This is a genomic window from Nocardia sp. NPDC004582 (assembly GCF_053602115.1).
In genome coordinates this window covers 25465-43627 of record NZ_JBSGCY010000048.1, presented here as the reverse complement: position 1 = coordinate 43627, position 18163 = coordinate 25465, and the positions used below count along the sequence as shown (strand labels likewise).

At 69.6% G+C, this 18163-nt stretch carries 22 protein-coding genes; 16 read left to right on the top strand and 6 right to left on the bottom strand.

Annotated features, from left to right (window positions below; genetic code table 11):
* Both ACWELJ_RS16060 and ACWELJ_RS16055 read left to right on the top strand, forming a co-directional pair.
* On the top strand, positions 1-476 hold a 476-nt coding region (locus ACWELJ_RS16060; RefSeq protein ID WP_452366909.1), incomplete at its 5' end, for a hypothetical protein.
* A gap of 19 nt (positions 477-495) precedes the next feature.
* Positions 496-1500: a YncE family protein gene (locus ACWELJ_RS16055; RefSeq protein ID WP_452366908.1), complete on the top strand. Its 1005-nt coding sequence runs from the start codon at positions 496-498 to the stop codon at positions 1498-1500.
* Here ACWELJ_RS16055 and mqo read toward each other — a convergent pair.
* Positions 1437-2909, bottom strand: a complete 1473-nt coding sequence (mqo, locus tag ACWELJ_RS16050; RefSeq protein ID WP_452366907.1) for a malate dehydrogenase (quinone) — start codon at positions 2907-2909, stop codon at positions 1437-1439. The genes ACWELJ_RS16055 and mqo overlap by 64 nt on opposite strands.
* Positions 2910-3002: 93 nt before the next feature.
* On the opposite strand from mqo, the gene ACWELJ_RS16045 reads away from it, so the two are divergent.
* Positions 3003-3959, top strand: a complete 957-nt coding sequence (locus tag ACWELJ_RS16045; protein WP_452366906.1) for a LysR family transcriptional regulator — start codon at positions 3003-3005, stop codon at positions 3957-3959.
* Here ACWELJ_RS16045 and ACWELJ_RS16040 read toward each other — a convergent pair.
* Positions 3940-4404: an NUDIX hydrolase gene (locus ACWELJ_RS16040; protein ID WP_452366905.1), complete on the bottom strand. Its 465-nt coding sequence runs from the start codon at positions 4402-4404 to the stop codon at positions 3940-3942. The genes ACWELJ_RS16045 and ACWELJ_RS16040 overlap by 20 nt on opposite strands.
* Before the next feature lie 220 nt (positions 4405-4624).
* Between ACWELJ_RS16040 and ACWELJ_RS16035 the strand changes: the two genes are divergently transcribed.
* Positions 4625-5296: an NAD(P)H-binding protein gene (locus ACWELJ_RS16035; RefSeq protein WP_452366904.1), complete on the top strand. Its 672-nt coding sequence runs from the start codon at positions 4625-4627 to the stop codon at positions 5294-5296.
* Between the two features lie 6 nt (positions 5297-5302).
* On the opposite strand, the gene ACWELJ_RS16030 is transcribed toward ACWELJ_RS16035, so the two are convergent.
* Together ACWELJ_RS16030 and ACWELJ_RS16025 are read right to left on the bottom strand one after the other, a co-directional pair.
* Positions 5303-5932, bottom strand: coding sequence for a trimeric intracellular cation channel family protein (locus ACWELJ_RS16030; protein ID WP_452366903.1), 630 nt, complete (start codon positions 5930-5932; stop codon positions 5303-5305).
* Positions 5929-6537 carry a cysteine hydrolase family protein gene (locus ACWELJ_RS16025; RefSeq protein WP_379098892.1) on the bottom strand — a complete coding sequence of 203 codons (609 nt, stop codon included), beginning with the start codon at positions 6535-6537 and terminating at the stop codon, positions 5929-5931. Before ACWELJ_RS16025 ends, ACWELJ_RS16030 begins: the two co-directional genes overlap by 4 nt.
* 102 nt (positions 6538-6639) lie before the next feature.
* On the opposite strand from ACWELJ_RS16025, the gene ACWELJ_RS16020 reads away from it, so the two are divergent.
* From ACWELJ_RS16020 to ACWELJ_RS15985, 8 genes are all read left to right on the top strand, one after another.
* Positions 6640-7488 carry a helix-turn-helix domain-containing protein gene (locus ACWELJ_RS16020; protein ID WP_452366902.1) on the top strand — a complete coding sequence of 283 codons (849 nt, stop codon included), beginning with the start codon at positions 6640-6642 and terminating at the stop codon, positions 7486-7488.
* A gap of 116 nt (positions 7489-7604) precedes the next feature.
* Positions 7605-8816: an AAA family ATPase gene (locus tag ACWELJ_RS16015; protein ID WP_452366901.1), complete on the top strand. Its 1212-nt coding sequence runs from the start codon at positions 7605-7607 to the stop codon at positions 8814-8816.
* A gap of 24 nt (positions 8817-8840) precedes the next feature.
* Positions 8841-9815 carry a DUF58 domain-containing protein gene (locus tag ACWELJ_RS16010; RefSeq protein ID WP_452366900.1) on the top strand — a complete coding sequence of 325 codons (975 nt, stop codon included), beginning with the start codon at positions 8841-8843 and terminating at the stop codon, positions 9813-9815.
* Complete coding sequence (locus ACWELJ_RS16005; protein ID WP_357276959.1) at positions 9812-10837, top strand: VWA domain-containing protein; 1026 nt, start codon at positions 9812-9814, stop codon at positions 10835-10837. Before ACWELJ_RS16010 ends, ACWELJ_RS16005 begins: the two co-directional genes overlap by 4 nt.
* 49 nt (positions 10838-10886) lie before the next feature.
* Positions 10887-11603 (top strand): 3-oxoacyl-ACP reductase FabG1, encoded by a 717-nt coding sequence (fabG1, locus tag ACWELJ_RS16000; protein ID WP_452366899.1) that lies wholly within the window; start codon positions 10887-10889, stop codon positions 11601-11603.
* A gap of 67 nt (positions 11604-11670) precedes the next feature.
* On the top strand, positions 11671-12510 hold the full coding sequence (inhA, locus tag ACWELJ_RS15995) for an NADH-dependent enoyl-ACP reductase InhA (RefSeq protein ID WP_452366898.1): 840 nt from the start codon (positions 11671-11673) through the stop codon (positions 12508-12510).
* Between the two features lie 34 nt (positions 12511-12544).
* Entirely contained in the window at positions 12545-13633 is a 1089-nt protein-coding gene (locus ACWELJ_RS15990) for a ferrochelatase (RefSeq protein WP_452366897.1), read from the top strand.
* A gap of 10 nt (positions 13634-13643) precedes the next feature.
* Positions 13644-13880, top strand: a complete 237-nt coding sequence (locus ACWELJ_RS15985) for a hypothetical protein (protein WP_452366896.1) — start codon at positions 13644-13646, stop codon at positions 13878-13880.
* 12 nt (positions 13881-13892) lie between these two features.
* On the opposite strand, the gene ACWELJ_RS15980 is transcribed toward ACWELJ_RS15985, so the two are convergent.
* Entirely contained in the window at positions 13893-14585 is a 693-nt protein-coding gene (locus ACWELJ_RS15980; protein ID WP_452366895.1) for a hypothetical protein, read from the bottom strand.
* A gap of 110 nt (positions 14586-14695) precedes the next feature.
* On the opposite strand from ACWELJ_RS15980, the gene msrB reads away from it, so the two are divergent.
* From msrB to ACWELJ_RS15965, 3 genes are all read left to right on the top strand, one after another.
* Positions 14696-15151, top strand: coding sequence for a peptide-methionine (R)-S-oxide reductase MsrB (msrB, locus tag ACWELJ_RS15975; protein ID WP_452366894.1), 456 nt, complete (start codon positions 14696-14698; stop codon positions 15149-15151).
* On the top strand, positions 15148-15678 hold the full coding sequence (gene msrA / locus ACWELJ_RS15970; protein ID WP_452366893.1) for a peptide-methionine (S)-S-oxide reductase MsrA: 531 nt from the start codon (positions 15148-15150) through the stop codon (positions 15676-15678). The genes msrB and msrA overlap by 4 nt, the downstream gene beginning before the upstream one ends.
* Positions 15679-15918: 240 nt before the next feature.
* On the top strand, positions 15919-16272 hold the full coding sequence (locus ACWELJ_RS15965; RefSeq protein WP_452366892.1) for a hypothetical protein: 354 nt from the start codon (positions 15919-15921) through the stop codon (positions 16270-16272).
* Between the two features lie 64 nt (positions 16273-16336).
* Here ACWELJ_RS15965 and ACWELJ_RS15960 read toward each other — a convergent pair whose 3' ends face one another.
* On the bottom strand, positions 16337-17479 hold the full coding sequence (locus ACWELJ_RS15960; protein WP_452366891.1) for an acyl-CoA dehydrogenase family protein: 1143 nt from the start codon (positions 17477-17479) through the stop codon (positions 16337-16339).
* A 74-nt stretch (positions 17480-17553) separates the two neighbouring features.
* Between ACWELJ_RS15960 and ACWELJ_RS15955 the strand changes: the two genes are divergently transcribed.
* Positions 17554-18150 (top strand): TetR/AcrR family transcriptional regulator, encoded by a 597-nt coding sequence (locus ACWELJ_RS15955; RefSeq protein WP_452366890.1) that lies wholly within the window; start codon positions 17554-17556, stop codon positions 18148-18150.
* Positions 18151-18163: the final 13 nt, after the last annotated feature.

Genomic DNA, 18163 nt, shown 5'->3' with positions numbered 1-18163 from the left:
CGGGCGTCGCGGGCGTGTACGCCGACGCGGCCGCCAACCCGGCCGATCCGGCGGTGGTCGAGCGCGGCCGCCGGGCGCGCGAGCGCCGCCTCGCCACCGGCGAGGTCCAGACCATCCCGGCGGTGGCCGCCGACAACGGCGACGTGGCCATGCCCTTGACCGAGGCGTTCGAGTACTACGGCACCCCGCGCGGCGTGGTCCCCAACTACACGAACGGTTTCGCGGTCGAATCCTTCGAGCACACCGCGGGTTTCGACGCCCAGGAGGCGGCCGCGCGGCTCTCGGTGCCGTTCCTGCTGGTGCACTCGGACAACGCGCTGATGCCGCCGTGGGCGCGCGAGTTCTACGCTGGGGTGGCATCCCCGAAATCGGAGCTGTGGCTGGACTCGGTCGGCCAGATCGACTTCTACGACGATCCCCGCCTGATCGAGCCCGCCGCCGACGCGGCCGCCGAGCTGTTCCGCGGCGTCCGCTGACCCGCGTGAGGTGAGCCGGATGTGGTCGAGACGAGCCGGATGGGCGCTGACCGCGATCGCGCTGATCGCGGGCTGCTCATCCGGTCCGGCCACCACCGGCGGCCCGCTGCCGCTGCGGAAGGTCGCCGAGGTCGACCTGCCGGGCGGCTCGGCCCGATTCGATTACGCGAGCCTGGATTCCGGTCGCGGACTGCTGTTCCTGGCGCATATGGGGGCCGGTGAGATCGTCGAGGTCGATGTCCGCGCGCACCGCGTGGTGCGTACCATCGCCGACACCCCGGATGTCCACGGCGTGCTGGTCGTCCCGGAGAAACACCGGGTGTACGCGACGGTGACCGGGCGTGATCAGCTCGTCGCGCTGGACGAGGACACCGGTTCGGTGCTGTTCACGGCGCCGACCGGGGCCTATCCGGACGGTCTGGCCTTCGACCCGGTTCGCGACGCCGTCTGGACCACCAACGAACGCGCGGGCAGCGAGTCGGTCGTCGACGCCGGCACCGGACAGGCCCGCGGCACGGTCACGCTGGGCGGCGAGGTCGGCAATGTCGTCTACGACCCGGGCCCGGACCGCATGGTCGTGGCCGTGCAGGGCCGGGGCGATCTGGCGGTCATCGACCCCGGCTCGCTGTCGGTCACCGACCGCATCCCGACGCCCGGCTGCTCGGGACCGCACGGTCAGGCGCTGGACGCGGCCCGGCAGCTGATGTACGTCGGATGCGAGGACAACGCCACGCTCGCCACCGTCGATCTGGCGAAACACGCTGTCACCGACCGGAACACCGTCGGCCGGACCCCCGACGTACTCGCCTATGATCCCGGCGCGCAGCGGATCTACGTGGCCGCCGAGAGCGGCTGGGTGAGTGTGCTGGACGCCCGCACCGGGCACCCGGCTCCCCTGGGCGCCGCGCATCTGGCCGACGGCGCGCACATCGTCGTGGTCGATCCGGCCGATCATCACAGCTACTTCCCGATCCCCACCGCGGCGTCGGGGCCCGTGCTCTGGGAGTTCGAGCCCACGGCGTAACCCGGCACCAGCTGCCGCAGACCCGGCTCCCACTGCGAACGCTGCCGCGGGAAGCACCGTTCGAGGAGTTCGATCATGATCGCGGGCGCGGTCGACGCGCCGGGGGACGCGCCCAGCAAGCCCGCGATGGTGCCGTCGGCGCCGGTGACCAGCTCGGTGCCCATGGTCAGCACACCCACCCGGTCGCGGTCGGGCTTCACCAGTTGCGCGCGTTGCCCGGCCTGGACCAGATACCAGTCGGCCGGGTCGGCCTCGGGGTAGAAGCGCCGCAGCTGAGCGAACTTGCGCCGCCGGGTCGCGAGCAGCTCGCCGATCAGATAACGCACCAGCGGCAGATTCTGCAGTCCCGCCGCCGCCAGCACCACGATGTTCGTCAGCCGCAGCGTGGTGAACAGGTCGATCAGCCTGCCGTGCTTCAACAGTCGGGTGCTGAACGTCGCGTAGGGGCCGAACAGCAGCGACGACTCGCCGCCGACATTGCGCTTGTCCAAGTGCGGTACCGACATCGGGGGAGCCCCCAGCAGGGCCTGGCTGTAGACCTTCGCCTCGTGGCGGGCCACGACCTCGGGGTTGTCGGTGCGCAGGAACTGCGCGCCGACCGGGAAGACGCCGTAGCCGCGCACCTCGGGGACGCGGGCCCGCTGCAGCAGCTTCAGCGCGTATCCGCCGGCTCCCACGAACACGAATCGAGCGCGGATGGTGAAGCGCCGCTTGCGGTTCCGGTCCTTACCTGTCACCGTCCAGATCCCGTCGGCGTCGCGACGCAGCCTGGTGACCTCGTGACCGGTGCGCACCTGCGCGCCCGCGTCGGTCATGGCCCGCACGAGTGACTCGGTCAGCGCCCCGAAATCGACATCGGTGCCCGCCTCGAACCGGGTGGCCGCCACCGGTCGCCCCGGCTCGCGGCCCGCCATGAGCAGGGGAGCCCAGTCCGCGATGACGGCCGGGTCCTCGCTGTACTCCATGGCCGCGAAGGCGGGCAGCGCGCGCAGGGTCTCGAATCGCCGACGCAGGTAGGTGACATCGCGCTCGCCGAACACCACATCCATATGCGGTGTCGCGGTGACGAATCCGGTGTCGGCCAGCGCGCCCCGCTCGGCCAGTCCGGCCCAGAACTGCCGGGACAGCGCGAACATCGACGCGATCTCGGCCGCCTTTCCCGCATCGCCCGGATCCGGCATGTAGTTGAGTTCGCACAGGCCCGAGTGCCCGGTGCCCGCGTTGTTCCACGGATCGGAGCTCTCCGCGGCGACCCGGTCGAGCCGCTCCAGCAGGGCCATCGACCAATCCGGTCGCAGCGCCGCGATCATCGCGCCGAGCGTGGCCGACATGATGCCGCCGCCGATCAGCACGACATCGAGAATCTCTGTGTCCGTTGTGGATTCGGTGGGTGCGGCGTGGTTGTCCATCTGCGTGACCTCCTGGGCTGCGGGTACCTCGTCATCGTCACGCCGCGCGTATCCATCCGTCCAATGCCCATTCCGGGCGATTATGATCCGAATATGGATGAATTGGCGTCGTCGCAGGTGGAGGCCCTGATTCCGTTGCTCGCGGCGTTCGACGCGGCCGCGGGGGAGGGGCATGTCACGCGGGCGGCCCAGCGGCTGGGGGTGCCGCAGTCGTCGCTGAGCCGCCGGTTGAAGGCGGTCGAGCAGGCGGTCGGGGTGAAACTCTTCCAACCGGTCGGTCGCCGAGTGGCCCTCACCCCCGCCGGTCAGGAACTGTTCGAACGCACCCGCGGCCTGGTGCAAGCCCTCACCGATGCCGTGGACGTGGTCCGCGGCGACGCCGATCCCGACAGCGGCCTGGTCCGCTTCGGTTTCCCGTTCACCCTCGGCCCGGTCAGCATCCCGTCACTGCTGGCCGATTTCCACGCCGGTGCGCCCCGGATCCGGCTGCACCTCGTGCAGGCCCACGGCAGCGCCTTGACCGAGATGGTCCGCGAGGGCCGCCTGGATCTGGCCGTCACCATCCCGGCCCCCGACGACCTGCCCGCGATCATCCTGGGTCACCAGCGCCTGCACCTGTACGTGGCCGACACCCACCCCCTGGCCGCCCGTGCCGAGGTCGAGCTGGCGGAGCTGGCCGACCAGCCGTTCATCGCCAACCCACCGACCTACCACCTGCGTCGGCTGTTCGACTCCTGGTGCGCCGAGGCCGGATTCACCCCGCGCGTCGGTTTCGAGATCACCGAGTTCGAGACGCTGCGCGCCCTGGTCGCCCAGAATCTCGGCATCGCGGTGCTGCCCGCCCCGGAGGTCGCGCACCCGGGCCTGGCCCGCGTGACCCTGGCCGGTGCGCGCGACCGCAGCATCGGCCTGGTCTCGGGCAGCCACCGGCCGACCCCGGCGGTGGCGCGCCTGCGCGATCATGTTGCCGCGCAAGCGCTGTCGCATCTCGTCCGCGGCTCCGACCCGGCCACCGACGACCCGGATCCGGCTACTCCTGGTAGGCCGTGAGGATGCGCCGGATCGAGGAGGTGACCGGCAGGTCCCCGGTCAGCGGCACCCACCGGTATTCGGCGTAGTTGGTCACCCGCACCGGTCCGGCGCTGGCCACCACCGCGGCGAAATGCTCCCGGCGCACCGGTTTCCCGGCGCTGGACAGATAGTCGAAGCTGCCGAGGTGGCGCACGATATCGGTGACCGCGAGACCGGTCTCCTCGCGCACGGCCCGCACCACCGCGCTGGCCAGCGACTCGCCCGGTCGCACCACGGTGCCCGGCAGGTGCAGCGGACTGCGCCCTTCGACATGCTCTTCGTGCTCGAGCATCAGCACCGAGTCATTGTGCTCGACGACCACCCCCACCCGTAGCGCGACTCCCTCCGCGGCGGCCCGCTCCTGTAGTTCCTGCAACACCGTTTCGCCGATGGATTGCTTGGGCGAAACCTCGAAATCCCACACTGCACACCACATCCCGTAGCACCGGACACCGTCGACCGATACGGATAACGCTACCGGCGGAGAAACGGTCGGCGGCAGAGACATTCGCAAGAATAGGCGCACTTCCGCCCCAGCGATCCTGGGTCCGGAAACTTTCTCGACACCGGCCCGAAATGCCTGCGTGCCATCACCGCGGCGCGGGTGGGAAGCTGGACTCGTACCGCCTACGAGAGGAGTCATCGTGAAGGTGTTCCAGATCGGCGCGGCCGGCGGTATCGGCCGCCGCCTGGCGACCCTGCTCACCGCCCGCGGTGACGAGGTGACCGGCATGCATCGCGGCCCGGCGCAGGCCGAGGTCATCGCCGCGACCGGCGCGATCCCGCTGCACGGCGACCTGATCGCCGATTCGGTGGACGACCTGGCCGCCAAGTTCCACGGCCACGACGCCATCGTCTTCTCCGCGGGCGCGCACGGCACCGGTACGGACCAGACCAGCCTCATCGACGGCCGGGGGCTGGAGAAAGCCGCCGACGCCGCCCGCTTCGCCGGTGTTGCCCGCTTCGTCCTGGTCTCGGTGTTCCCGGACGCGGGCCGCGACCGCGAGACCACGCCGGGCTTCGAGCACTACATGCGGGTGAAGAAGACCGCCGACGCCTACCTGGTCGGCACCGACCTGGACTGGCTGATCATCCGTCCCGGAACCCTGCGCGACGAACCGGGCAGCGGTCTGGTCACCGCCGGACTGGCGATCGAATACGGCGATGTGCGCCGCGACGACGTCGCCGCCTTCATCGATGTGGCCCTGCACCGCCCGGCCCTCAACCGCATGATCCTCGAGCTCACCGAGGGCCACACGCCGGTCGCGGACGCGATCGAGCTCGTGCTCGAGCGGTCGACCACGCTCCGGCGCTAGCACTGGTCAGGCTCGCGGCTGCCTGACGGCCGGGGTCGACCACCGCCACCGCAGCGCCGCGGTGCGCAAAGCGAAGGCGGTCGCCGCGGCCGCGCCGGTGGCCACGGTCATCCCGGTCCGCGGCTGACACAGCAGGAACACCCCGGCCGCGCCGAGCGCGGCGGTGACATACCAGGATCCGACCCGGACGAGACCGACCGGATCGCCGAGCAGCAGGTCGCGCGCCACCCCGCCGCCCGTGCAGGCCAGCACGCCGACCAGCACCGCCCCGGTCGCCGCGACGCCGGCGGCCTGCGCTTTGGTGATGCCCAGCGCCAGGTACATGCCCAGCGCCGCCGCGTCGCACACCGCGAGCACCCCGGCCGCGCGAACCAGCCAGCGCGCGAAGGCCATTCCGGCGCCCGCCGCCAGCAGCGCGGCGATCAGGTAGCGGTCTCCGCGCAAGGCGGCCGGAAGCTGTCCGAGCGCCGCGTCGCGCAGCATGCTCCCACCCAGCCCGGTCGCGATGGCGATGACCGCCACGCCGATCGCGTCGATGCGATCGGCGTGGCGGGTGGCGGTGACGGCTCCGGTGAGCGCGCCGACCGCCACCGCTGTCAGATCCAGCCAGGCCGGTATCTGCAGCGCGCCGCTCACGGCCGTGCGGTCGTGGCGCTGGCGAGGATCCCGGATCGCTCCAATTCGGCTCCGCCGGTGATGGTTTCGATCCATTCCGCGGTGGTCGCCACCGCCGCGAATCGCGACTGCATCACCACCAGCACCGCTTCGTGCAACTCCTTGGCCGCGACCGCCCCGGCCTGATTCGTCAGGGCGAGCGTGCCGGTGGCATCGGAGAGGAATTCCACCGCGAAGCCCCGGTGCACCGCGTCCCGCGCGGTCGACTCGTCGCAGTTCTGCGTCATGTACCCGCAGACCACGATGGTGTCCACGTCCCGCTCGGCGAGCCATTGCGCCAGCCCCGTCTCGGGGAAGCTGGACGGCAGGGTCTTCTCCACCAGCAGGTCCCACGGCCGCTCGGCGACGGTGGGGTGCAGCGCGAATCCCGTTCCGCCGCGCGCGAAGACGGGCGACTCGGCGGGCGCGACATGCTGCACCACGACCACCGGAATTCCGGCACGCCGCGCGGCGTCCATGGCGGCCGCGATATTGGCCAGGCTGACATCCAGCGGGGGATAGGCGATGGGCAGCCGCCCGGTCACGTACTCGTTCTGGACATCGATCACGATCAAAGCTCGGTTCATGCGAATCAGCGTGCGCGCGCCGCGAACTCGCGGCCAGAGCCCGGTCGATCCCGGGGCTCGCCGACACGGGGGTTTGCGAGAACCCCTCTAGGATGTCCGGTCGTGGAAGAGTCCTCGCAGATCGGCGCGTTCCTGCGGTCCCGGCGGGCCCGGTTGCGCCCCGAGGACGTCGGCCTCACGGTGTACGGCACCCGCCGGCGGGTCCCTGGGCTGCGCCGCGAGGAACTGGCCCAGCTGGCGGGGATCAGCGCCGACTACTACGTCCGCGTCGAGCGGGGCCGCGTGGACAATGTCTCCGATTCCGTCCTCGACGCGATCGCCACCGCCCTGCGCCTGGACTCCGACGAACGGCTGCACCTGCGCAACCTGGCGCATCCGCCCGCCGACGGGATGTCCGAGCCGCCCCGGCTGCGGCCCCGCCTGCGGCAACTGGTGACCGCCCTGGACCCGAACCCGGCCTATGTGGTCGGCCACCGCACCGACATCCTGGCCTGGAACCGCGCCGCGAGCGTGGTCTTCGACGTCGACTTCGACGCGGTGCCCGCCGCCGAGCGCACCTGGGCGCATCTGATCTTCCTCGACGACCGGGTCCGCCGGATCACCGCGCCCACCTGGCCCGACATGGCCCGGCGCGTGGTCACCTACCTGCGTCTGCGGGCCAGCGCCCGCCCGGACGACCGGGCCTTGCGCGACCTGGTCGCCACCATGACCGCGGCCAGCGATCAATTCCGCTACATGTGGGAATCGCACGATGTCAGCGATCTCGCCTACGGCCGCTACCACCTGGACCATCCGCGCATGGGTGAGCTGCGCCTGGATTTCGAGTTCCTGAATCTGCCCGCCGACCCCGGTGTCCGCGCCCTGGTCGTCTACAGCGCCGAGCCCGGCACCGCGTCGGCGGCGGCGCTGCGCGAATTGACCCGCCCGGCCGCCGATCCGGCTCCGGATTAGCTGAAAGCCACATTTCGCGCCGAAATTTCGCGCCCCGATCGCGGGCGGGTGCGGCAATCACGCGAGATACCTGGAATAGTTGGGGCGGAACGCACAGGACCAAGGCGAAAGCGGGGATGTTGGTGACTTCGACTGACGGTGTGAGCGGGGTAAGCACGGTGAAGGACGCACCTTCGGCTCCGAGCACCCTCGAGCGCGATGTCCAGACCCTGGAAAAGGCGATCTACGAAGTCAAACGCGTGATCGTCGGTCAGGATCGGCTGGTCGAGCGGCTGTTGGTCGGTGTTCTCGCCAAGGGGCACGTGCTGCTCGAAGGCGTGCCGGGTATCGCCAAGACCCTGGCCGTGGAGACCTTCGCGACCGTGGTGGGCGGCAGCTTCTCGCGCGTGCAGTTCACCCCGGACCTGGTGCCCACCGACCTCGTCGGTACCCGCATCTACCGGCAGGGCCGCGAGGAGTTCGACACCGAGCTGGGCCCGGTGGTCGCCAACTTCGTGCTCGCCGACGAGATCAACCGCGCGCCCGCCAAGGTGCAGTCCGCACTGCTCGAGGTGATGGCCGAGCGGCACGTGTCCATCGGCGGCAAGACCTATCCGATGCCGAATCCGTTCCTGGTCATGGCGACTCAGAACCCGATCGAATCGGAAGGCGTGTACCCGCTGCCCGAGGCGCAGCGCGACCGCTTCCTGTTCAAGGTGGTCGTCGACTACCCCTCGGTGGAGGAGGAGCGCGAGATCATCTACCGGATGGGTGTCACCCCGCCGGAGCCCAAGCGGGTCCTGGACCCGGCCGAGCTGGTGCGGCTGCAGAACGTCGCCGCCAACACCTTCGTGCACCACGCGCTGGTCGACTACGTGGTCCGGGTGATCGCCGCGACCCGTAAGCCCGCCGACTTCGGCATGCAGGACGTAGCCGGCTGGATCTCCTACGGCGCGTCGCCGCGCGCCTCGCTGGGCATCATCGCCGCCGCCCGCGCGGTGGCGCTGATCCGCGGCCGCGACTACGTGGTCCCGCAGGACGTGGTCGAGGTGATCCCGGACGTGCTGCGCCATCGCCTGGTGCTGTCCTACGACGCCCTGGCCGACGAGGTCAGCCCGGACGACGTGATCAAGCGCGTGCTGCAGACCGTCGGCCTGCCGCAGGTCGCGGCCCAGGCCAACGCCCCGGCCGGCGCGCCCGCCCCGATCCCGGCCGCGGTGCCGCAGCCGGGTGTCCCGCAGCAGCCGGGCGTGCCCGCCCAGGGCATCCCGCAACCGCCGCAGCCGGGCATCCCGCAGCCTCCGAACGGTCAGATGCCCGGCGTCCCCGGTCAGCCGCAGCCGAAGTAGGTGGCCACGGAATCGATTGCGCCCGTGACGATCTCAACTCCCAGCGAATCCCAGCACGCCCCGCCGTCGTTCCGGCAGGGTCAGCTCACCGACCCGCGGTTGTCGGCGGCGCTGCGGACGCTCGAACTCACCGTGCGCCGGCGCCTGGACGGCGTGCTGCACGGTGACCACCTGGGCCTGATCCCGGGTCCCGGCTCCGAGCCCGGCGATGCCCGCATGTATCAGCCCGGCGACGATGTGCGGCAGATGGATTGGTCGGTCACCGCCCGCACCACCCACCCGCACGTGCGGCAGATGATCGCCGACCGCGAGCTGGAGACCTGGCTGGTGGTCGACCTGTCGGCCAGCCTCGATTTCGGTACCGCGCTGTGCGAGAAGCGGGATCTGGTGGTCGCCGCGGCGGCCGCGGTCACGCATCTGACCAGCGGCGGCGGCAACCGGATCGGCGCGGTGGTGGCCAATGGCGATGAGCTGATCCGCATTCCGGCCCGCAGCGGCCGGGTGCACGAGCAGTCGTTGCTGCGCAAGATCGCGACCACCCCGCACGCCCCCGACGGTGTCCGCGGTGATCTGCGCGGCGCGATCGAGGCGTTGCGCCGCCCGCAGCGCAAACGCGGTCTGGCCGTGGTCATTTCCGACTTCCTGGGCGATATCGACTGGCAGCGGTCGCTGCGCGCCATCTCCGGCCGCCACGATCTGCTCGGCGTCGAGGTGCTGGACCCGCGCGATCTGGAGCTCCCGGATCTCGGCGATGTGGTCCTGCACGACCCGGAGACCGGACGGACCCGGGAATTCAGTGTGACCCCCACGCTCCGCGCCGATTTCGCGCGCGCCGCCCAAGGCCATCGCGAGCAGGTCGAGCAGGCGCTGCGCAGTTGCGGTGCGCCGGTGATGACCCTGCGCACCGACGGCGACTGGATCGCGGACGTGGTTCGATTCGTGTCCACCCGGCGCCACACCTTTGGCGCCCCGAACGCCGGACGGGTGCCGCGCCAGTGACTATCGGCGAGCTGACCTTCAGCCTTTCGCATTTCGCCTACCAGTATTGGCTGGCCTTCCTGGCCGTGATCGCGCTGGCGGCGCTGATCTACATCCTGATGCAGCAGCGGCGTCGCAAACAGATGCTGCGCTTCTCCAATATGGAGATGCTGGAGAAGGTGGCGCCCCGCCAGCCCAAGCCGTGGCGGCACATTCCCGTCGCGGTGACCCTGGTGGGCCTCATGTTCCTCACCTTCGCCGCGGCCGGTCCGACCGCGGCGAAGAAGGTGCCCCGCAACCGCGCCACGGTGATCCTGGTGATCGACGTGTCGCTGTCGATGGAGGCGACCGATGTGCCGCCCAGCCGGATCCAGGTGGCCAAGAAGGCCGCCAAGGAGTTCGCGGACAATCTGACCCCGGGTATCAACCTGGGTCTGGTCACCTTCGCGGGTACCGCGTCGGTGCAGGTGTCGCCGACCACGAATCGGGAGGCGGTCAAGGCCGCCATCGACACCATGAAGCTGGCCGAGCGCACCGCCACCGGTGAGGGCATCCTGACCGCGTTGCAGTCCATCGACACCCTGGCCTCGGTGCTGCCGGGTGCGGAGAAGCCGCCGCCGGCCCAGGTGGTGCTCATGTCCGACGGTAAGCAGACCGTCCCGGACGACAAGGATGTCGAGAATCCCCGCCACGGCTTCACCGCCGCGCGTCTGGCGAAGGAGAAAGGCATTCCGGTGTCGACGATTTCGTTCGGCACCACGTGGGGCACCGTGGAGATCCCCGACCAGGACGGCAAGGGCTCCCAGCGCGTACGCGTCCCGGTGGACGACGATTCGCTGCGCGAGATCGCGAAGCTGTCCGGCGGTGAATTCTTCACCGCCTCCACGCTGGAAGAACTCAAGAACGTCTACGCGCACTTGGAAGAGCAGATCGGCTTCGAGACAACCGTCGCCGACGCCAGCCGCCCGTGGTTGCTGCTGGGTTTGGTGGTGACTGCCGCCGGGTTGGTGGCCGCGTTGCTCTATCGTCAGCGTCTGCCGTAAATCGGTACCGCGCGCCGAGTCCCGAACACGAACAGATAGGTTTGCGTCTATGTCGAACATCACATCCCGGTCGGTCCTGGTGACCGGCGGTAATCGCGGCATCGGGCTCGCGGTCGCCCAGCGCCTGCTCGCCGACGGACACAAGGTCGCCGTCACCCACCGCGGGTCCGGCGTTCCCGAGGGTCTTTTCGGCGTGAAATGCGATGTGACCGATAGCGAATCGGTCGATCGGGCGTTCTCCGAGGTGGAGGAGCACCAGGGTCCGGTCGAGGTGCTGGTCGCGAACGCGGGCATCACCGATGACACCCTGCTGATGCGCATGACCGAGGAGCAGTTCACCCGGGTCATCGACGCCAACCTGACCGGCGCCTTCCGTTGCGCCAAGCGCGCCAACCGCGCCATGCTGCGCGCCCGCTGGGGCCGCATGATCTTCCTGGGCTCGGTGGTCGGTCTGGGCGGTGGCCCCGGCCAGATCAACTACGCCTCCTCCAAGGCCGGTGTGATCGGCCTGGCCCGCTCGGTGACCCGCGAACTGGGTTCGCGCAACATCACCGCCAATGTGGTCGCTCCCGGCTTCATCGAGACCGATATGACGGCCGAGCTGCCCGAGGACCTGAAGGAGACCGCCAAGAAGTTCATTCCGCTGCAGCGTCTCGGCCAGGCCGAGGACGTCGCGGCGGTCGTCAGCTTCCTGGCCTCCGAGGATTCTCGCTACGTCTCCGGCGCGATCATCCCCGTCGACGGCGGAATGGGCATGGGCCACTGAGCCTTCCGCTCAGGCCCGACCCGAACCCTCACCCCCAGCATTTCTAACGAGGAGAACCCACCACCCCATGGCTGGATTGCTCGCAGGCAAGACCGTACTCATCACCGGCATCATCACCGACTCGTCCATCGCCTTCCACGCGGCCGCGGTCGCGCAGGAGCAGGGCGCGAAGGTGATCATCACCGGCATCCCGGAGCGGCTGCGCCTCATCGACCGCATCGCCAAGCGCCTGCCGCAGGAGGTGCCCCCGGCCATCGGTCTGGACGTCACCAGCGAGGAGAACCTGGCCGAGCTGCCGGAGAAGCTGCGTGAGCTGGCGCCGGAGGGCATCGACGGCGTGCTGCACTCGATCGCCTTCGCGCCCAAGACCCTGATGGGCCCGGACGCGGTGAACTTCCTCGACGCCCCCGGCCCGGACGCGGCCAAGGCGTTCGAGATCTCGGCGTGGTCCTACGCCTCGCTGGCGCGCGCCGTGCTGCCCGCCATGAACGAGGGCGGCTCCATCGTCGGCATGGACTTCGATCCGCGCACCGCGATGCCGTACTACAACTGGATGGGTGTCGCCAAGGCGGCGCTGGAGTCGGTGAACCGCTATGTCGCGCGGGAAGCGGGCGCCGCCAAGAAGGTTCGCTCCAACCTGATCGCGGCCGGTCCGATCAAGACCCTCGCGGCCAAGGCCATCGCGGGTACCGCCACCGACGACGCCAAGCAGCTGAACATGCTCAACGAGTACTGGGACGGCGCGTCGCCGATCGGCTGGAATGTCGACGACCCGACCGCGGTGGCCAAGTCCATCGTGGCCCTGCTGTCGGATTGGCTGCCCGCCACCACCGGTTCGATCATCTACGTCGACGGCGGCGCCAGCCACAACACCTGGTTCCCGGAAGCCGGTTTCGGCTCCAACTGATCGTCAGCGGTTCGAGTTTTCGAGGAGGAGAGCAGTGGCTGGGGAGCCTGCGGCTCGTGAAGTGGACGCCCTGCTACTGCTGTCCTTCGGCGGTCCCGAGCGTCCCGAGGACGTGATGCCGTTCCTGGAGAACGTCACTCGGGGCCGGGGCGTGCCGCCGGAACGCCTCGCCGAAGTCGCGCAGCACTATCTGCACTTCGGCGGGGTGTCCCCGATCAACGCCCTGAACCTCGACATCATCAAGGCGATCGAGGCCGAATTCGCCGCCCGCGGTATCGATCTGCCGGTGTATTTCGGCAATCGCAACTGGCATCCCATGGTCGAGGCGACCGTCGAGGGCATGCGCGCCGACGGCGTCCGCTCGGCGCTGGTGTTCCCGACCTCCGCGTGGGGCGGGTATTCGGGGTGCCTGCAATACCAGGAGGACATCACGCGCGCCCGCGCCGCGGTCGCCGATGCCCCCGAATTAGTGAAGCTGCGCCAATATTTCGATCATCCGCTGTTCGTCGCGGCGTTCGCGGACGCGATTCGCGCGGCGGTCGCGGAATTGCCGCGGGACAAGCGTGATTCGGCCCGCTTGGTCTTCACCGCGCATTCCGTGCCGGTCTCCGCCGATATCGCCTCCGGCCCGCCCGCGGAGCAGCGTCTCTACAGCCGTCAGGTCGCCGAGGCGGCCCGATTGTGCGCGGAGGCAACCGGATTCGACTCCTACGACCTGGTGTGGCAGTCGCGCTCGGGTCCGCCGCAGGTGCCGTGGCTGGACCCCGACATCGTCGATCATCTCGACGCGCTCGCCGAACAGGGTGTGGACGCCGTGGTGGTGTGCCCGGTCGGTTTCGTCTCCGACCACCTCGAGGTGATCTGGGACCTCGACAACGAGGTGAAGGAGCGGGCCGCCGAACTGGGCATGGCCTTCGCCCGCGCCGCCACCCCCGGCCCGGACCCGCGTTTCGCGCGCATGGTCGCGGATCTGGTGCGGGAGTACCTGACCGCGGCAGCCCCCGCGCGGCTGAGCGACATCACCGGCCTGGGCTGCACCGTCGACGGCGCCCCTTGCGTGGTCGGCTGCTGCGCGCTGCCGCCGCGCCGACCCGCGGTGGCACCGGCGGCCGCCGAATTGTAGTCTCGCCCAGGTGACTACACCCGGACGCGGAACCCCGCAACGCCGTCAGCCCGCCTCCGGCGGCACCGCCGCCCGCAAGCCGCAGCGCACCTTCGGCTCGCCCGACCTCTTCGTCTGGGCCCCCGTCCTGACGCTGTTCCTCGCCGCCGGCATCGTCGGCACCATCGGCCAGTCCATCATGTTCGCCGCGGCGTTCGTCGCGATCGCGGTGGTCATGCTGGTGGCCGACATGTTCTTCAACCGCTGACCGATTCGCCCGTCAGTGCAGGACATTCACCGCGCGGGCGACGACCAGGCTCACGGTGACGAGGGAGATCCCGGACTGCACCATCATGAGGAGCTTGGCCCAGCGGGTCATCGGCATCACGTCGGTGGGGCTGAAGGCGGTCGCGTTGGTGAACGACAGATACAGATAATCCGGGAATTGCGGCTCCCAGTCGGGATCGGCGAGTTCCGGATTCTGCATCTGGACCCACAGGAAATCCGGATACGGCTTGCGCGCGTGGGCGCGCGCGGCCGGACCGCCCCGGTCGAAATCCCAGTACCAGAGCGCGAACACCAGCACATTGGACAGCCAGACCGCGGCGCCCGAGCCGAGCAGCCCGGCGGCGTCGTTCGCGGCGGTCCCGTTGATCAGCGATTTCACCAAATGGGCCACCGACCACACCATGCCGAAGCCGAGCAGCGCCATCAGCAGCAGGCTGAATCGCCGCAACCGGACGTCCTCGCGGTCGAGCCGCACCGGGTTGGCGACCATCAGGATGATCAGCAGCGCGAACCCGACGATCGGCACGACCCAGTTGGGCCCGGCCGAGTATTCGGGCGGCAGGAGGAACTGCACCAGCAGGATCCCGACGACCGCCGCGGTGGCCGCCCAGCGCGATTCCCCGGCGGTGCGCCGCGCCCACGCGGGCACCTGATCGTCGTCGGTGTCGTCGGCGGGTTCGCTCACGCTGGTGAGTATGCCCGGCGGGCAAAGGTGACAGAAGTATGACGCGGGCTCGCGGATGGACTTTCCGTCGGGCAGGGTGGGTTGTAGCTGGGGCCTACCAAGGAGGTCATGTGGCACGGGAGTACAACCGGAATCCGGCGGCGGTGGCGGCGCTGTCGCCCGAGCAGTATCACGTCACCCAGGAGAACGGCACCGAGCGGGCGTTCACCGGCGAGTACTGGGACAACCATGAGCCCGGTATCTATGTGGACGTGGTGTCCGGGGAGCCGTTGTTCGCGTCGACGGACAAGTTCGAGAGCGGGTCGGGGTGGCCGAGTTTCACCAGGCCGATCGACGCGTCGAATGTGGCCGAGAAGCGCGACGTCAGCCATTTCATGGTGCGCACCGAGGTGCGTTCGGTGCACGGTGACAGCCATCTGGGCCATGTGTTCCCCGATGGCCCGCGCGAGGCGGGCGGGCTGCGCTACTGCATCAATTCGGCGTCGCTGCGCTTCGTGCATCGCGACGATCTGGAATCCGAAGGCTACGGACAGTACAAGACGCTGTTCACGAAGGAGGAAGCGTGACCGACACAAGCGCGGAGAGGCGGAGCGGCAAGGCGATTCTGGCGGGCGGCTGCTTCTGGGGCATGCAGGATCTGATCCGGCGCCAGCCCGGAGTGGTCGACACCCGGGTCGGGTACACCGGCGGCAGCAACGACAACCCGACCTATCGCAATCACCCCGGGCACGCGGAGGCCGTGGAGATCGTCTACGACCCTGCGCGGACCGATTACCGTGCGCTGCTGGAGTTCTTCTTCCAGATCCACGATCCGAGCACCAAGGACCGGCAGGGCAACGACATCGGCTCGAGCTACCGCTCCGCCATCTTCTACCTGGATGACGAGCAGAAGCGGGTCGCCGAGGACACCATCGCCGATGTGGACGCCTCGGGCCTGTGGCCGGGCAAGGTGGTCACCGAGGTGACCCCGGCGAGCGCGTTCTGGGACGCCGAGCCGGAGCACCAGGACTACCTGGTCCGCTACCCGAACGGCTACACCTGCCACTTCCCGCGTCCGGGCTGGAAGCTGCCCCGGCGCGAGACCACGGCGTAGCGGTGAAGCGAGGGTCTCACCGCGGCATTCGTCCCGGTGAGACCCTTCTTTTCGGCAGTTGGCGGGATTAGACTGAGGCCGGACCGAGCATCGATCTTCCGCGGGCCACGACCGGTGGTCCCGGATTCCCTTGCCACGGTCACGAATCCGCCAGTAGAGCGCAGTGTGCGTGGGTTGCCACGTCGGTCGAGGGTGCACATTCCTGACGCCTTCATGGCCGTGCCGACCCGAGGTATGGCCATGACTATCTCCGAGAGGACATCCGCACGCCGCCGGCTGGCCCGGGCGTTCGTGCTGGGCTCGCTCCTCGTGCTGCCCCTGGGCTACGCCGCACCCGCCCTCGCCGAGCCGCTCACCTTGTCGGACAACGACAACAACTGGTACCGCGACTGCGACCACAGCGGCAACTGGAGCTGGCAACAGGAACGGGGCCGCTGGCAGAACAGCGACTGCGACCACAATCGCGGCCACTGGGAGTACCGCGACCGCGACAACGACTGGCGCTGGCACCGCGACTACGACGACAACTGGGGCGGCCAGAACCGTGGTGGCTACCAGCAGTCGCCGTGGTGGTGCCAATTCGGCAGCTGCTGACCATCTTTCACCGCCGTCCCGCGCCCCCGCGCGGGACGGCAGAACTCTGCCTTCCGCCCGACGCTCAGTCGTTGGCCAGTGACCGCGCGATGACCAGCCGCTGGATCTGGTTGGTACCCTCGAAGATCTGGGTGATCTTGGCTTCGCGCATGTAGCGCTCGACGGGGAAGTCCTGGGTGTAGCCGTAGCCGCCGAGGACCTGGACGGCGTCGGTGGTGACCTTCATGGCGGCGTCGGTGGCGATGAGCTTGGCGACGCTGGCCTGGCGGGAGTAGGGGAGTCCGGCGTCGCGGCGGCGGGCGGCGTCGAGGTAGGTGGCGCGGGCGGAGTCGACGGCGGCGGCCATGTCGGCGAGGACGAAGCCCAGGCCCTGGTGGTCGATGATGGCGCGGCCGAACGCCTCGCGCTGCTTGGCGTAGGCGACGGCGTCGTCGAGGGCGCGCTGCGCGATGCCGGTGGCGACGGCGGCGATGCCCAGCCGGCCGGAGTCCAAGGCGCTGAACGCGATCGGGAGACCTTGGCCCGGTGCGCCGAGGAGGCGCTCGGCGGGCACGAACGCGTCGTCGTAGGCGGCGCTGGTGGTGGGGACCGCGCGCAGGCCCATCTTCTCCTCGGGCTTGCCGAAGGTCAGTCCCTCGGTGCCGGCGGGCACCAGGAAGCAGGAGATGCCGCGCGAGCCCTCACCGGTGCGGGCGAACAGCGTGTAGTAGTCGGCCTTGCCGCCGTTGGTGATCCACGCCTTGGTGCCGGTGATCCGGTAGCCGCCGTCGGCCTCGACGGCCCGGCAGCGCAGTGCCGCGGCATCGGATCCGGCGTGCGACTCGGACAGGCTGTAGGCGCCGATGAGATTGCCCGACAGCATCTCCGGCAGCCAGCGCTGCTGCTGCTCGTCGGTGCCGTAGGCGAAGAGCGGGTGGCAGGACAGGCTGTGCACGCTGACCGCCACCGCGACCGCCGCCCACCGCGCGCCCAGTTCTTCCAGCACCTGGAGGTACACCTCGTAGGGCTGGCCGCCCCCGCCGAACTCCTCCGGATACGGCAGGCTCAGCAGCCCCGCCGCGCCGAGCGCCCGGAACGCTTCCTCGGGGTAGCGCTCCTGCTTCTCGTAGTCGGCCGCGATCGGCTCGAGCACCTTGTCCGCGATATCGCGGGTGAGCTCGATGAGGTCGCGGGCTTCGGACGTGGGCAGCAAACGATCGACGGGCATGAGGTCACAGTACGACCGACACCCAATTGCGTGCAAGGCAGCACGCAATTTTGCAAGGCGGCTAGACTGACCAGGTGGTATCCGGTCTACCCCCGAACAAGCACCAGGAGAAGAGCCTCCGCACCCGAGCCCTGCTGCTCGACGCCGCCATCGACAGCCTGGCGGAGGTCGGGTACGCGAGCGCCTCGATCGCCGATATCACCGCGCGGGCCGGGGTGACCCGGGGCGCGCAGCTGCACCACTTTCACACCAGGCAGGAATTGTTCGCCCAGACCATCGAGCATCTGACGCAGCGGCAGGGCGAGGCGTTGCGGCGGCGGGAGCGCACGCTGCCGGGGGAGTCGTCGCCGGGTGAGGTGCTGGTCGAGCTGGTGACCGCGCCGTTCGCGGGCAAGCTGGGCAAGGCCGCGGTGGAGCTGTACGTCGGCATCGCCAATGACAAGGAACTACGCCGCGACATGCTGCGTGTGCAGCACGATCTGACCGTCGAACTGCTCGACGCCTGCGGCCGTTTCGTCGACGTCCCGCGCGAACGTCTGGAAGCCGCCTTCTGGCTCACCATCAACCTGGTGCGCGGCGCCACCCTGGACGAGATGGTGGGCCGAGATCGTCTGCGCCGCAAGCAGGTTCTCTCGGACTGGGCCCGGCTCGCCGACGGACTGCTTGGCTGAAACGCGTCTGTTC

Excerpts from the sequence above, each read along its gene's own strand:
- ACWELJ_RS16025 (WP_379098892.1), bottom strand. The coding sequence starts at position 6,537 with ATGAACCGAGCTTTGATCGTGATCGATGTCCAGAACGAGTACGTGACC.
- ACWELJ_RS16045 (WP_452366906.1), top strand. The coding sequence starts at position 3,003 with ATGGATGAATTGGCGTCGTCGCAGGTGGAGGCCCTGATTCCGTTGCTC.
- ACWELJ_RS15960 (WP_452366891.1), bottom strand. The coding sequence starts at position 17,479 with ATGCCCGTCGATCGTTTGCTGCCCACGTCCGAAGCCCGCGACCTCATC.
- fabG1 (WP_452366899.1), top strand. The coding sequence starts at position 10,887 with ATGTCGAACATCACATCCCGGTCGGTCCTGGTGACCGGCGGTAATCGC.
- ACWELJ_RS15965 (WP_452366892.1), top strand. The coding sequence starts at position 15,919 with ATGACTATCTCCGAGAGGACATCCGCACGCCGCCGGCTGGCCCGGGCG.
- ACWELJ_RS16055 (WP_452366908.1), top strand. The coding sequence starts at position 496 with ATGTGGTCGAGACGAGCCGGATGGGCGCTGACCGCGATCGCGCTGATC.
- ACWELJ_RS16015 (WP_452366901.1), top strand. The coding sequence starts at position 7,605 with ATGTTGGTGACTTCGACTGACGGTGTGAGCGGGGTAAGCACGGTGAAG.
- inhA (WP_452366898.1), top strand. The coding sequence starts at position 11,671 with ATGGCTGGATTGCTCGCAGGCAAGACCGTACTCATCACCGGCATCATC.
- mqo (WP_452366907.1), bottom strand. The coding sequence starts at position 2,909 with ATGGACAACCACGCCGCACCCACCGAATCCACAACGGACACAGAGATT.